Annotated in this window: 9 protein-coding genes; all 9 read left to right on the top strand. The window is 38.6% G+C overall.

From position 1 onward, the window contains the following. Positions 1 to 264: 264 nt before the first annotated feature. The 9 genes from QE404_RS17450 (at position 265) to QE404_RS17410 (ending at position 16,501) form a co-directional block, all read left to right on the top strand. The gene (locus QE404_RS17450) at positions 265 to 768 is read left to right on the top strand and encodes a M15 family metallopeptidase (RefSeq protein ID WP_307452662.1); all 504 of its coding nucleotides are present in this window, start codon (positions 265 to 267) and stop codon (positions 766 to 768) included. Between the two features lie 357 nt (positions 769 to 1,125). Then, on the top strand, positions 1,126 to 2,163 hold the full coding sequence (locus tag QE404_RS17445) for a patatin-like phospholipase family protein (RefSeq protein ID WP_307452661.1): 1,038 nt from the start codon (positions 1,126 to 1,128) through the stop codon (positions 2,161 to 2,163). A gap of 558 nt (positions 2,164 to 2,721) precedes the next feature. Beyond that, entirely contained in the window at positions 2,722 to 3,330 is a 609-nt protein-coding gene (locus tag QE404_RS17440) for a DUF2589 domain-containing protein (protein ID WP_307452659.1), read from the top strand. Between the two features lie 68 nt (positions 3,331 to 3,398). Then, positions 3,399 to 4,079 carry a hypothetical protein gene (locus QE404_RS17435; RefSeq protein ID WP_307452657.1) on the top strand — a complete coding sequence of 227 codons (681 nt, stop codon included), beginning with the start codon at positions 3,399 to 3,401 and terminating at the stop codon, positions 4,077 to 4,079. After that, complete coding sequence (locus QE404_RS17430) at positions 4,079 to 4,633, top strand: hypothetical protein (protein WP_307452655.1); 555 nt, start codon at positions 4,079 to 4,081, stop codon at positions 4,631 to 4,633. The genes QE404_RS17435 and QE404_RS17430 overlap by 1 nt, the downstream gene beginning before the upstream one ends. A gap of 187 nt (positions 4,634 to 4,820) precedes the next feature. Further along, positions 4,821 to 4,988 carry a hypothetical protein gene (locus QE404_RS17425; protein ID WP_307452652.1) on the top strand — a complete coding sequence of 56 codons (168 nt, stop codon included), beginning with the start codon at positions 4,821 to 4,823 and terminating at the stop codon, positions 4,986 to 4,988. Between the two features lie 271 nt (positions 4,989 to 5,259). Then, positions 5,260 to 10,296, top strand: a complete 5,037-nt coding sequence (locus tag QE404_RS17420) for a pyocin knob domain-containing protein (RefSeq protein ID WP_307454032.1) — start codon at positions 5,260 to 5,262, stop codon at positions 10,294 to 10,296. Between the two features lie 176 nt (positions 10,297 to 10,472). Next, complete coding sequence (locus QE404_RS17415) at positions 10,473 to 14,240, top strand: hypothetical protein (RefSeq protein ID WP_307452645.1); 3,768 nt, start codon at positions 10,473 to 10,475, stop codon at positions 14,238 to 14,240. A gap of 71 nt (positions 14,241 to 14,311) precedes the next feature. Beyond that, on the top strand, positions 14,312 to 16,501 hold the full coding sequence (locus QE404_RS17410) for a zincin-like metallopeptidase toxin domain-containing protein (protein ID WP_307452643.1): 2,190 nt from the start codon (positions 14,312 to 14,314) through the stop codon (positions 16,499 to 16,501). Positions 16,502 to 16,505: the final 4 nt, after the last annotated feature.

Below are 16,505 nucleotides of genomic sequence, written 5' to 3'. Positions count from 1 at the left end.
CTGTGTAAGTTTTATATTTCAGGGATTATTATTTGATCTTTTTTTAATTTTATAAAGAATTAGGGTCTTCTGAATTATTATTATTCTCATCAGGTATTTATAAATTACCGATGGCTTTTTATGCAAAAACTCATTTTAATGATAATGAATTACATAAATTGAACATTATATTAGTCAACAGATTACCAATATAATATTTTATTAAATACGTCAAGTTTTGTCGTTCCGGTCATTTATTTTTGTTATCAAACAATGTATATCATTATGGACAAAATAACTTTACAGCGAATAGATCAGCTGCACCCTGTAGTAAGGGAAGAAGTAAAACAGATCATCAAAGAATGCGACGAAGCTCTTACTGGAAGAGCTAAAATAAGAATTACCCAGGGACTCAGGTCATTTGAGGAACAGGAAAAGCTGTATGCTATCGGAAGAATTACGAAAGGCAAAAAAGTGACCAATGCCAAAGCAGGGCAAAGCATCCATAATTATGGGCTCGCAGTTGATATCTGCCTGATGATTGATGGCAAAACAGCAAGCTGGGATACTGCCAGAGATTGGGATAATGATCAGGTAGCCGATTGGTATGAGTGTGTGAAAATTTTTGCAAAACACGGCTGGGATTGGGGCGGAAACTGGAAAACCTTTAAAGATCTTCCCCATTTTGAAAAGAAAGAACTCTTAACCACAAAAGGAGTTATAAAGACGAACTGGAGAACACTGGCTAAAATGCCCAGAGATAAAAAGGGTTATGTGATACTGAGCTGATGTTGGCTATCGCATGTGATTAATTTACATCAGTTTTTTCTTTACTGGAATTGATATAAATATAAAAAATCATCATTACAATCCCCTATCGCCCAAACTATTAAAAAATGATTTTCTAATTTTTTGATCAGATTATATAATTTATTATCGCCTGATAATTTTTATAAGAAAGCATTTAAAATAAAATCTCGTTACAGAGAATTTATTTTAAACACGTCAACTTCTGTCGCTTCCCCTTCATATTTTTGTTTTACGAGAAACATACAAAGCAATACTCCCGACCAATAGATAGCCGATATCTGTTGGTTGGGTTGTCTAAAGCCATGCTATGTTTCTTCTAAAAAGTATTACAATCACATGAAAAAGACAACCATTCTTTCTTTGGACGGAGGCGGGATAAGAGGCATTATCACCTGTATTATTCTGCGTTACATAGAAGAACAGCTCCAGTATTACGATAACCCGGGTGCAAAGCTCGGAGATTATTTTGATATGGTTGCGGGAAGCAGCACGGGGGGACTGATTGCTTCTATTATTCTATGCCCTGATGAACACCGTAAAGCTAAATATTCCATCCGAAAAGGGCTGGAACTGTATGCTGAAAAAGGTGGCGACATATTTCAGGTTTCTTTTTGGGAAAGGCTGCTCAATCCATTCGGGCTCCTCAATGAAAAAATATCCCAGGAAGCACTTGAAAAAAACCTGAATGATTTTTTCGGGAATCTGGAACTTAAGGAGCTGATCAAACCCTGCCTGATTACAAGCTATGATATAGAAAACAGGAGGGCAAAACTTTTCAACTCATTCAAGGCGAATCTGAGTACAGATAATTTTTATGTTAAAGATGTATGCCGGGCGACTTCGGCGGCTCCTACATATTTTAGCCCGGTTCAGATCAAATCTATGTACGGACAGATTTTCAGTCTGATTGACGGAGGCATGTTTGCCAATAATCCTGCGCTGTGTGCCTATGCGGAAGCCAGAAAGACACCTTTTGCAGAAGTTCTTAAAAATCATCAGAAGGCTAATAATCCAAGTGTGAATGATATGCTTATCATTTCTATCGGGACAGGGATTGAGGCACGGCCTTATTCTTTCAGGAAACTGGAAAAAGCAGGTAAGATCAGCTGGGTTAATCCCATTATTGATATTTTAATGTCTGCCAATGCTGAAACGGTAGATTATCAACTGTGCCAAATGTTTCAGACACTGGGACAAAGAAACCAGAAGAACTATTACCGCCTGAACCCATCACTGAAAAATGCTTCACCTGCTATGGATGATGTGAGGAGAAGCAATATTGAAAACCTCATTCAGGCAGGATTAGCATATATTGATGATCACCGGGAAACGCTTAATCAGATCGTACAAAAATTAATTCGCAACAAAATATAATCTTTTTTGCTTATAAATAGACATAATAAGCTAATTCAATTATAATTGTTATCATACTATGAATAAAGAGGCGACACATTATATAAGCCAATATGCTTATACCTGTTTAAAATAACTTAATTCACTTATATTCCATCATAAATTATGTTACGACAGGTTTTGTCGCTTTCACAGAATATATTTGAACTGTTCAAACAATATTCATAGAATATGCAATTATTCAGGCGCTTGACAAGAATGACGATAAGAGCATCATTGCCTTCAAATAATAAACTGACTATTACATTAAAATTTTTTATAACACGTCAAGTTTTGTCGCTGCGCCTGAATATATTTGAATCAGATAAAAACAATATCCTTAAAAACTAATCATCATGAAAATATTCTATCCCGACACCCCGTCGTTCTGAAACCCAATAACCGGAATTCCGGTTCATCAGATCCTTATTATTTCAACAAACTTCAGTCAGCAAACAGACTGGACATGTACTCTCTATCCCTAATAGTAGCTAGCACAACTATATTTAACCACAATTATTAACCTTAAAAACCATTATCATGGCAAATTTAGTACAAGAATTAAACAGTTTAGATTTCAGTGTTTATATTGGCGGGCCTCTACAGGCTGCAGTAAAAGCACAGCACGATGCCTCTATTTCACAGGTCAACTTCATCAAGGAAGTGGGCTTCACACCAGCAGTACCGGCATCAGGATCAGGCTCTACAGCAGTCCCTGCTACGCCGGCTCAACTGAGGTACGTAGATTTTAATTATCAGAAATCTGTTCCCAACCCTTCCTATGATCCAACAGTATCAGGCTCAAAACCTTTCAATGAATCAAGTGTAAACCTGAAAGTTCCTTTCCTGACAATGCTGACTATTCCGGCCTTGAGAATTGATGAGATGACCATCGATTTCAACGCCAAATTAAATTCGGTGGAGACCCAGAATGTTTCCAGTGAGTTCAGTGGCAACGCCAGTTTAAGCGCAAAATTCTGGAAAGTAAAATTCAATGCTTCCGCATCGTATAAAAAGACTTCGTCCAGTACTTCAACTACCGAAAGAACGTATACTCTGGGAGTACACGTAAAAGCGGTAAATGATGAACTACCAGCCGGGCTTTCCAGGATTCTGGACATGCTGGAAGACAGCATCGCTGCCGTTTAATTTTTTTGGATGGCTGTTACGACAGCCATCCTTTTATACCATTCATATTTAATCTTAAAAACTTTATCATGCCGACATTAAACGAATACCTGGGCGGAATTGTTTCCGAAATTGCTTCTGCCCGCAAAATGGCCGATCTGCAGACGATCCAGATAGCCAGAGAATACGCAAAGGATGAGCTGCTTAAAAATTTTTCTGTTCCAAGAATGAAAATAGGAACCGTAGACCTCACCATTCCTTTTGCCCGGGCAGGAAGCCTGCCTATTCTCCAATTAAGGGATTTTGCCTATGATGAGATCACCAAAGTATTTAAAACAAATTATGATCCGAGCGACAGAGAAGCAGATCTCCAGCTGAAAAAATCGCTGATTGACCTGGAATCTGAATATGATGAAATAATTGATACATTATCACAGGAAATAAAAACTGTAAATCCCAGATACGCAAAATATTTTGGAAATATTGCCAACCGTATTGTTGAAATATGTGAATCTCTTCCCAACATTTATTGGAAGGAAACGAATATTGAAACTTTACGTGAGAGCATGCTCAATCGCACAATCTACGAAGCTAAAAAAATCATTGAAAAAACACCCGACAATGATGTTATCGTAGAAGCCTCCAAGCTGATGGAACTTGATGCGAAATGTTTGATTTACGCAAAAATGAGCATCAGTGAATCGGGAATGGAATGGTCGCGTTATGAAGACATTGACGGAAATATTGTTGAAACCTTAATCCCCGAATAATGAAAAGATCACAATTTATCTTAATGACACAGCTGAAAGAAAAGCTTCAGGAATTTCCGCATATCGTAACTTCCCTTGATAAAAAAGATCCTTATTTCATTGATAAGATCATGAATTGGCTGAAGTCCTCTGAAAACATTCTTTCTACCTACAATATTAGCGAAGTATCGGAAATTGCAGGTTTCCGGAGCAGGATTATTTCAGCCAGGCTTACCGATGGCAGAGGGATCAACATCAGGAAAAACCAGACCAAAGCAGCTGCGGGAATCCTATATGATATCCAGGATACAGTATTAAACGTTCTGCTGCCTTATGAAAGAAAGATGAACGACTGCCGGGAAATTGTCAAACAGCTTTTAGCACTGGCGGCACCAACATTTACTCCAAAATACAGTACTGACATGAACTTTGATGATTTTATACGGAATATCTGGCTGTACCTTCTGTCACATAATGAACTAAAAGTAGGAGCCATACGGCTGAAATCCATGCTCTCCGAAATAGATATTCTCATGCTTATGGGAGACGAAATAGAACTCAGTGACTTCGCTTAAAAAAATAACTCATCATTGAGTTATTTTTTTTATTGCGTCAAGTTTTGTCGCACCACGCCTATACCTTTGAATCAGAACAAAGACAAGAAAACCCTTTTGATCTGCCCATATCCATACCAACGCTTTTAAACTCAAGAACATATTGACGAACCTTAATAATTTATACCCAATCTAACAATATTATCATATGGAAACACAATACAAACATTCAGATCCTGCTTTTGATGAAGATCTCTACACCATAGACTGGAGCGATATCGAAAACACGGAAATAGATTATGAGAACTATCTCAACGACATTGAAAATTTTTTCCGGGAAGACTCTGAAACCGATATTCCTGAAGAAGAATTCTAATATTTACTACAGACCGATCTGATTCTGTTGCTCTTCTAATTTGCTTTGATTTTACCTGACTCCTGATCATCAAACAACCTTTTCAGCTTCTTTGAATTCACATTTATGAAATGATGGACAGCCACAACTATGGCTATGATCAATCTCAAACAGCTTAAAAAAAAATATCCTAAAATGAAATGTATCAGGTTCATTCAACTCTAGAAACCATGAACAGAAAGCAAACAGTGGATCGGTTCAACATCCCATACATTAATTAAAAAAAAGAAAAATGTTAAACAAAGAAGAACTAAAAAAATTATTTGAGAACGGAGACATTCCAAGACAAGAAGACTTCTGGCAGTGGCAGGAATCATACTTCCATAAGGATGACAGTATTCCTATTGAGCACATTGCCTACGATTTTACCAAAAAGGCAGATCTTGTGGATGGTAAAGTCCCGGCATCACAACTCCCGAGCTATGTGGATGATGTACTGGAGTTTGGCTCTTATGCAGAACTGCCGCAGACGGGTGAGAAAGGGAAAATTTATATCACCACGGGAGACAACAAACAGTACAGATGGAGCGGAAGTACCTATGTAGAGATTGATAATACCCAGCTAGGCGATTACATTCCTTATGAAGGTGCTGACCGTACCGTAAACCTCAACAGCCAAAACCTGCAAAATGTTAAACACTTTTATTCTCATTCCGGAATTCAGGATGGCACAATGGGACTTTCTGTTATTAATGATGCTGCCGGAGGATTCAAAAGCAATTTACTGATCAAAGTTTCCGCTTTAGCAGGCAATATGCTGACCTTTACTGTTAAGCTATACAGCTATCCTTATGAATTTTATGAATTCCAGATCAATCTGTACAGGTATCAGGAAAATCATCATGAACCTACTGTAAACTGGAAATCCGGAGAATCCACCCATATCGGGAAAATTGAATTTTATAAAGATCCTGCTTCCGGAGACTTTTACGTACTGATCTTAGGCTCCCAGCTGGGTATATTTGCTTATCCGAGGGTTGCCATTACAGATCTTCAGGCTTATTTAGGAGACCAGACTTTCAATAAGGATCATTGGAAATTGGAATGGGATGCGGACGCTTCAAGCCTCATATTACATTCAGCAACTCTTAGTGAACATTTCAAAAAAGATTCAAGGGCTGTAAGCACCCACACTGATCAGACCATTTCAGGAAGCAAAACATTCAAGAGAGACCTGAACATTACAGATGATGGTTTGGGGATCAATTTCGAAGCAGGAAACAAGATTTATAAGAAAGCCGGTTCAGGACTAACCTTTAAAAAAGGAAGCAGCGATCAGAATCCAAGAGTGGAAAATAATGATGGAACAAAGAGTTGGGAGATCATCCATGAAGGCAACCTGCAGAATATTGTTTCCGGTAATAATGGCTGGGGCGGTAATTTCAATACTATTACAGATCCTAATGTTACCCATAAATCAGGCTTTTTTGGAGCAGATCCTAATGGCAATTTACCAGAAAACTATTATACGGCATGGATTAACGTCAACTCATGGGCTGAGCATGATAATTATGGTTTTCAACTGGCCTCTCCGCTATTTGGAGAGAATATGTATTTCCGAAAATACAGGAGTACCGGATATGGCCAAAAGACCCATACGGAATGGTATAAGCTGTGGACAAGTAACAATTTTAATCCGGATGATTACTGGGTAAAAAAAGATATGGGCCTTTACAGAGCAGTAACGACCAATAAACCTTTTGGTGTCTTGGATGATAACAGTCAGACTCAAAAATTACTTGCAGGAGGACTATTGCTTTCTGATGCATATGTTGACGAATCCTTAATTCCCCATCTTGGAATATACTCAAAAGGGGATATTTACACGCCCGGACAAGTAATCAGTGATAAGTTTTCTTCTTCAAAACTAAATGGCAGCCAAATTATTAATGCAGGCAGTGCGGATCAGCTTTATATTGGAAATCCTGTAGTCGATACAGTCTATCATGAATCGGGAAACAATCATATTTTTACCAGCAAGGGGATTGTAGGCTTTACGATAGATTCCAATGGAAATATAAAGGCAAAAAATGCAGTCAATGCAGGCAATGATTCTGAGATCGGAGGAAGAATATTTGGCAAAAGGACTGTAATTGACACCTTAGGTTTGGATGAATCCAAATATTATCCGGTTACGATACAATGTAACAGCAGTTATCCTTCTACCATCAAAGTGTACAGAACTTTGGACAATTCAATGGGAGTCCCGTCTTATTCAAATCACGGTGGCGGATTCTGGTGTTATTACGAATTCGAAGTCTATGGTAATGGCTGGGGCACTACAAGTTTCAAAGCAATTTGCAATTACCAGGATGAATCATGGGTGAAAAACGATACTAAAGTAATCGGGTATGATCAAATGATATATTCTTCAAATGTGGTAATTTATGTTAAAGGAGGCTCTAAATATTGGTTTGATGTTAACAGTACATCGGTTCCAACTCTTCATACCTCATTATATACTGTGTATGGTCAGACTGTGGAACCTACAGAAACCAGAATCTGGAGCGGTGGAATCCTAATGAATGCCAACACCAATGATATTCGCAATGCCGTAAATGATCTGGGAAGCACTTTAAAGGATTATGTGACACTGGATACTCCACAGACAATAACATCGCCTAAAATTTATGCTCAGACAGCTCCAGTTACCATGCTTGGAGCAGAACAGAATCATACCAGAACCTATAATACAAGTGGATCACCCGGTGTCATTGTATCAGGATTTGAGCATACATTTTATAATAATATCTGGAGAACTGGCTTAAAAAGAGGGGGTTCAGCAGATGATGAAGGTGTTAAATATGCCTTTAATTTTTCAAAGGATAACGGTACAAATTATAATACACTGGTTCAAATTGATGCTAAATCGGGTAGTATAGAAATGGCTAATGGTGGTGCTGTGGACACTTATGGTAATCTATTTCCAAGGCCTGTGCAAAATGGAGGGTCAGACACGGGTATTTTCTGGAAGAACCCCTCTGATAGTTCACAGAAGATGGCTTCTATAGGAGCATTGACTAATGATGGAAATTTAACCCGTCTATATATGGGCTGGGGAAATGATCCCTGGACAGTTTCTACAAGTCTAGCCGTTGGCCCTGATATATTTCAGTATAAAGGAAATAATGTATGGCATGCAGCTAACCTACCTGATTACAAAAATTATGGTCTAGGTACATTAACAACACCTGAATTAAGCAATGCCAACGATAATTTACCTGCAGGGATATACAGGGTTAATAATGCTCCCAATGCTCCTTTTGCCTATGGTACTATTCTTAAAATGCCCAGGAGTGCAGATGAGTCTACAGAAATTGCAACAGAAGTTTGGGGCGCTAAGATGTGGTTCCGCGGAAAAGTAGGTGGTAATTATACTCCATGGGTGCAGGTATGGAATTCGGCTAATTTTAATCCAAATGATTATATTCTTACCTCTCACCCTATCTATGATATTACTTCAACAATGATAAGAGATTTGTCTAGTTATAAAGGATATTCGGATAACAGGATTATCTCTCCTAATGAACTATCTCCAGAAAAATTAGAATTTGGATTTGCATCATGGGGCAACGATAACAATTATCCCTGGGCTGATTATCTACATTTTGGAGGATATGGTGATGCATCAGGCGGGAATCAAAATCTACTTATGTTCAAGAAAAACGGATTTGGATTAAGGCAATACCAAGGGGGTTTCCAAAGTTCAGATGCTTATAAATCCTATGTTGATTATTGGAACACAGAAAATTTAAGTCCTGTTACATTAAACACTGATCAGACTCTTACAGCACCTAAAACATTCAAAGCGGGAGTTAATAGTACCCGATATGAATGGTTTGGATCAACAGGGACTCCTGCAGGAAAAGTGACCAAAGAATCTGCTTTTTTTAACTTAGGTGCAGATTACGGATATGGTATTTCAACAAATCAGGTAGGAGGTCTTGATATAATGGCTAACCAAGCCGGTACAGCAATAAGATTATGGGCAGGAAATGATAATGATAACCCTTTCAATGTTGTTAATTTCCATAAGGAAATTGCAAAATACTCAACAAACATATCTATTGATGAGAATAAAGAAATCAGATTAAAAGGGCCGGATGATATCGCACACTCCGTAAAACATTTTTCGGATGACACAGATGGTTTTGCTGTCTCAACAGGTTTTGCCGTTAAGCCATATAATGATTCTTCAAAAAACTTATTGCTAGTTAATAATTCCGGGACTTATGTGAATGGAAACCGCGTATGGGACAAAGGTAACTTGACACCATTTAAAACATTACAGAGAGTATCAGATTTAAACCTACTATCAGAGTCTGGTATTTACCGAGAAGAAGGACCTTCTTCTGGGTTTGACTATACGACTACACTAAATTTAAACTCTGCTGATGGCAGACAGCAATTGACGATAGCCAGAAATGGCGATGGAATGAAATTCAGAGGGTCAAATTATGGTGACGGTAATCAGGGATGGTCAGATTGGAGAACGGTTTGGACAGATCATAACTTCAACCCGGAAACCAAAGCTAACGCTGAAAATAATGCTGTAGCTATAGGATTTGATAATGGAAAAATTGAAATGCCATATATTAAGCATAATTCAGGCACTTCATATCTTTTCAGCACTCAACCTGTTACTTATCACGGGTCATCTTATAATGCCAATGATATCCACCGCTCCGGGTTCTATTCTATTGGTCATGGAATGAAGGAGACCGGAAATTATTCAGGGTCACAAGATGGAGCAAGAGCATTGATTCATTTTGAAACTGAGGATGTATATTCCGCTTCACAGATCCAAACCGAACGATACACGGGGAATATGGTCAGCAGGACTAAAACTGACGGAGGATGGAGCAATTGGGTAAGACACTGGGGTTCCAATGACTTCACTGCTGGTGATATCGCAAACTGGAACAACGCTATCAGTCAATCATCCACATCGGAAGAAATCATCCTTGAAGATGGTCAGCTCACCGTTCAGCCCGATGAATTTTCACTGAAAGGCAGCAGCTCCTACGATATTGCCAGCAGAAGAAAACTGGTCCATGTTTTATTCAGGGAAGGAACCGATCTCAACATCGGAAAAATAATGAGAAGACAGACTTTTGTCATTTTTAATTTCGAAAAATCTTCCATCAATATCAATATCGAAGGATTGAAACCTTATCAATTGGCTCCGGCAACCCAAGTTACCTTATACATCGATGATGAAGGCGAAGTTCTGATGTATAATGAGAGTAACTTTAAAAAACTGGGCTAATGCTTAAATAATTTTTATTGCGTCAAGTTCTGTCGCTGTCCGACATTACTTTTGGAAAACAAGAAAACATAATCCAACATACATTCTAAATCAATTGAATTCAACATTCAAAAAATGCTGGACAGCCAGAACTATGACCGATAATGAAATAAAAAACTTAAAAACAATAAAAAGAAATGGCAACAGATAACAACAAAAACAACATTTCACAAACACTTTTCAGATTTGTGAGCTTAAGAAATCCGCAGCTGACAGAAACTAAAAAGCAGAATTTAGGGTTCATTCTCAGACCATCTACTCTATCAAGTGCTTTTGAAAGCGCAGTAAATCCGGGAGATTCTGCCCTGGCAAAATTCCAGGCATTGGAGAGGGCTGCAAAAACCTTTTCTCCTACAGGCTATGAATCTGAACTGATCATCGAGCAAAGCATATTCGCTGAAGCGCTAAAGATCGGCCGGAAAATTTCAAAAAGAGAAACACTTTCTGCGGCTGATGAATCTACAGCAAAAAACCTTTACAGCGACAGCAGTATTCAGGATAAAATGTCGCAATTATGGGATAACCTGATCTATCAGACGGTTACAGAAAAAAACTTTTACGTAAAAGAAGCATTGGTTCAAATTTTAAAGGCGTTGCATTTCGGATATGTTTGTACATTATCCGTAACGCCGGAACTAACCAAAATAAATGGTGAAGATCTGAAAGCGAAAGCGTTGGATGCGCGTGTCGTACTGCCGATGAAATTTTTCGGGGACGGATATGAGGGGGAGAACTCTTCCGGCTCGGGATCGGCCAGCCGTAACAATGCTTTTAAGGTAGATTCCTCTGCAATTGGAGAAGCAGCGATCAACGGCACTGAACTTCCGTTATCTATCCACAACCAGCTGGCAGCAGAGGGAGATAAAATCTCAGACCTGTCTAAACTAAATTTTGAGAAACAAAGTCTTGAAAAGCTAAAAGCGGAATTGCAAGACACCCAGCAAGTTTACGTAAAACTCAGGAATAAGGCGTATGATGATGCCAATGCTAAATATAAGGAACAATATAGAAAAGAGATTGATGCCTACAATGAACAGCTTGAAAGAATAAAATCCCAGATTACGGAAGGGATGACCCAGGCAGAAATCGATAAGCTTTATGAAGGCCTTGAACCCCTGAATATTCCTTTATTCCAATTTACGTACAAAAATGAACTCAATTTTGAGGACTTTAAAAACGGGCTTTCTTTAGATTCCCTGAAGTTATTCGTTAATCTTTTTACAAAAAGAGCAGGAAACGCCTCTGCCGGCAGTTATGATGATAATTATACCGCTGTAATCTCCGAACGACAGTTACAGATTGGAAATTTCATTGTTGAAATCACTGATTTTTATGATACCTATGCAGAGGTTTTTGAAAAGCTTGATGAGCAATTATCGACGGTTGTACAATCATTACTTCAGAAGTCACCCCTCCAGGAACAGAAATACCTTAATCTTGGAAATATCTTAGTTCCTGTAAGCAATTCCCAAAGCAATCTTTCGCAGGCCGTATCAAGGACTTATTACTTAAAGGCAAGCTATAATTCAGGAATTGCGCAGACCTCCGCCTCCCTTACATTCTATTATCAGGCGGAAAGCAATTCTTACGGACTGGGTTCGGCGAAAATTTCAGCCAGCACAGATATGGGGCTTTTTGAAGAAACCTATTCCAACATCAGTATTGTTGATAATAAGGTAACCTTCCCTCCTATCCTGGTGAACCGGTTTGGAAAAGCAATCAGATCACTTAAGATCCAGATATTCTTTAATAACGGGAAACAGGCTACACTGGACTATTCCGGGGTAGTGATTGATCAGCCTTACACCGGCATCTTATATACAGAGGAAATCAAGACAGACGATTCTGAAGGTAGTGATACTCCCCAGCCGGGCGTTTTCTTTCCTAAACATTTCGGTGTAAAAAGACTGGGTATTGCCGATTATCTTAAAGTAGTACAAACCATGCACGCCTATGTTCCAGGAGAAGTTACCCATATCGAAAATATAATGGCTAAGGAATTCAAGCAGAAATCCACCCGCAAACTGAGAAGAAGTGAGATCCAGACGACCACATCCAAATCTACCGAAAGGGAAAATCTGAATGACACAACTTCAACTACCCGAAATGACATGCAGTCTGAAGTGGCCAATATCATCCAACAGGATATCAATGCGGAGGCACACTTTCAGTATGGAGCCGGTAAATCATATCAGGTCGGCGGCAGCTTTGCCTCTCACAATGCCAAAGAAAACAGCACAAGGCAGGCCGTTGCCAAATCCCAGGAAATCACGGAGAAAGCAACTGAAAGGCTCCTGACCAAAGTAGCTGAAGAAAGGATCGAGAAGATTATCGAAGAGTTTGAGGAAAACAATGCCCATGGTTTTGACAACAGGAATGGAGACAAACATGTTATCGGTGTCTACAGATGGGTCGATAAAAAAATGAAGAACCAGATCTACAACTATGGTAAACGCACCATGTTTGAGTTTATGATTCCTGAACCGGCAAAACTGCACCGTTTGGCCACCGCAGCATCGGCTACAGAAACCCTGACCGCTCCTGTTGACCCCCGGACAGCACCTGAGCCATGGACCATGGCAGATCCAAAATCAGCTTCATTAGATCAGATACAGCATTGGGCAAGTATTTATGGCGTTAAGCTTACTGAACTTATAGAAGCTACCAAAAAGTTTACAACAGGATTACAGTGGATCAAGCTCAATGGAGATACCGGATACAAGCATCTGAACATTGATATCCCTGCCAATTACCAGGCAAGTCATGTAAAAATGTGGTACGGATTCGAAAGAAACAGGAGAGGCGGAAGCACATTGAATACCAGCAATTTTGCCGGAGGAACTTCATCTTTTAACAATGGCGGGACTTCAATTGACAGCATTGCTTATTTTTCTCCTCAGAATGTTACCGGAACCTACAATTTTGTATATCAGGGAATTAATATTGATTCTGTCAACTTCAATTTTGAAGTTACCTGCAAGCTTTCAGATGCTTACATGAATGCCTGGAAGCAGGAAAACTTTGACGCAATCATTAAAGCGTACCAGGAAGCTGATGCCGCATTCCAGGAGAAGAAGAAGGAACTTGAAGCGGCTGCCAAGGAACAGGAAAAAGAAAACCAGGAGAAAATGTCCACCTTCTACCGTGATATGGAAAGGGTGATCCTTAAGCACAATTGTATCGCATTTTTACTTCAGGACTACTCTGCTCTGGGGAAAAACCTAACCAATAACGCAAAAGCTATGCAGGATTTCAGTATCATCCTGGATGAGAACCTGGATCAGTATACTGCTTTAGCCAAATTTATGGAGCAGGCCTTTGAGTGGACCATCATGCAGTACACCTTCTATCCATATTACTGGGCCAACAGAAATGAATGGCAGAATATGTATCTGTCCAACAGTGCAGACCCGCTATTCAGGAGCTTCCTTCAGGCCGGCATGGCAAGGGTTATTGTAACAGTCAACCCTGGATTTGAAGATGCGGTACAGTTCTTCCTGACCACCGGTAGAATCTGGAACGGTGGCGAAGTGCCGGTTGTCGGGGATCCGATGTATATGAGTATTGTTGATGAAATGCGTGAGCCTCTAGGACTGAAACAGGGCAAGGCTTGGATCACCACCTTACCTACCGCTCTTAACATCTTACAGAAGGATTCTGCAGGACTGGTCACAGAATCAGCATTACCATTTACAAAGGAGAACCCTGAAGAATTTGAGGTACCTGAAGATGTAGTCACCGAAACTGAATTTACAATTGTGCAGTCCCAGCTGAATTCAGGAACTGACCGTTTTGTCGATAACATCGAGCTGAACGAAGGCTTCCTTCAGCTGACTACTGACGACAGCCCTAAGGAAGTGGTAGCTCAGCTCCCTCTTGCTGAACTGAAAAAAGCGCTTCAGTAATTCTGTTTAATCATACTTAATGAGGCAGGGTGAATCACTCTGCCTTTTTTATTAATCTTTAAATTATAACAATGAAAGACAGAGAATACAAAGACGTTTTTGATTTTGGAGCAGAAGCTTTGTCGATGGACAATACATTTTCTACAACACAGTTTCCTTCATTTAAAGATGCATTTACCATTGGAGAGCATATCAGAGGTATGAGCCATGTAAGCCCGCTTGCAACGGTGAAGTTTTTCAATCAGTCTTCCGATGATCTGCTTACCAAATATTATCCGGATGCAGGTTCACCTGTTGAAGGTACCTTCACTTATGTATCTGATGTCGGAAGTAACCTTGAATCTGTTATTAAGACTACGGTAAAAGATTTTTACTACTATGGCGTACAAGACGTTAATAACTTTGCATTTAGGGTGATTATATTTTCGTCGACGGATGCTACAAAGCTCAAAGAATCCTTTGAAGTTTCCCTGCCGAAGGGAAGGGAAATACTAATGTTTGTAGAAGATAATAGTACAGATAAAATTAGCGGAATCTATGGTGCCATAAAGATTTCAAATGATGTTTTATCCTTTCTGAATAAAAGCGGAAGACTTGAATATGACCTGTACAATAATGATGAAATTTACAAAGAGATCAAAAAAGTCATCCCTGAATTAAAAGATAATCAAATAAAATCACTTTTACAGCAAGGTTATATTGAAGACATCCGTATAGATATCGCCAAAACGTATTTTAAGCTTGCTTCATTTTTTTCCAGTGGAGTTTCCTTTATTAGTCCAGGATTAGGTATTCTCACAAATGATGCTCTCAGGTTAGCAACCAGCATTCTCTTGGAGAAACTAATTCTGCAAATTGAAAAAACAAAGTTTGATGAAAACAGATGGCAGCCTAAACCTCCAAAACTTGAGAATGGTGAAACTGACCAGAACTATACCTATGATCCTTTGATATCTTCCGGAAAAGATAGTAATGGCACTGTAAATTTTACAGAAATTATAGGGCTTTTAAAAACAATACTTACAGAGCAGAATAATCTGGTAAGGTCGATTTTAAACATCAAGAAAGATTTCAGAAAAAGTACTCAACCGAAAGGTTTTCCAGAGATTTTATATAATCTGTATTTAAGTGCTTATGATACCATATATGATGTCATAACTAACTTAGAAGATATCTCTAACCTGGATATTATTAAATATAGTATCCAAACTTACAACGCACTATTATGTGGGGTATGGAATGGGCTTGTGGATGCAGTTTCAGGGATATTTGCTATGATAAAGATGATTTACGATGGAATAACTATGGGCAAAGATTTTGTCAAGAATATAGATCAATATCTACCTATTCTCCTGGAACAGTTTGATGAAGCTGTACAGGCTATAAAGGAGATCAGTTTTAGTGAAACAGCAAAATACATTTATAAGAAATTAAAAGAAATAAATCTTACATTTGATCCGATAGCCTGTTCTTATTTTACGGGATACGCGTTTGGATTTATCATTTCGCTGATCATTGAAATCATTGTCGGGATACTTATAAGCGGAGGTGTTGTAGACATCCCTATTATTATACAAAAGCTTGAAGAAGCTATTTTTGGTATCTTTCGCCTAGGATGGGGGTTTGTGAAAGGTGCCGCCCGCAAAATCAGAACTTTCAGCAAATTTGTAGTTAAGTCTATAAAGGATTTGATAAAGGGGTTTGAAGAACTTATTAAATTCTTAAAAGGCGAGAAAGGTAGTTTCAAAAAAATAATTGACGATGTTTTTGAAGCAAGTAATATTAAAAAAATTGGGCAGTATGGAGGCAAAGTCCTTTCAGAAAGTGAAGTAGAAGATTGGGCAAAACTAGTAATGAAAAAGTACGGTACCAAATTACTTAAAGTTGATAAATTTGATAATCCAGAATTACTAGCATCTTTCGATCCTAATACCAATACCATAAAATATACTGATGACGTAACAGAATATTTTATGGTTCATGAGCATTATCATGCTGAGGAAATGCATAAGATTGGTTTTAATAAATATGTAAAGGATGCTCCACTAGCAGGAGTGAAAGAGGCAGATTATATAATTAAAAACTGGCAACATATTTATAAGAGGGAGAAGTATGTATATGATAGATTAGTGAAAAATGCAAAAATCCATAAATTGAATGAACAAGAAGTTTCAACACCACCTTTTGGACATGCTTTTCAATATTTAGATTTTATAATTTTGAAATTAGAAAAAAGAAACATCCCAATCCCAAAAATTTAATATT

It is taken from the genome of Chryseobacterium camelliae, assembly GCF_030818575.1.
In the GTDB taxonomy this organism is placed as follows: Bacteria; Bacteroidota; Bacteroidia; order Flavobacteriales; family Weeksellaceae; genus Chryseobacterium; species Chryseobacterium camelliae_A.
This window is presented reverse-complemented; position numbering and strand designations above follow the sequence as displayed.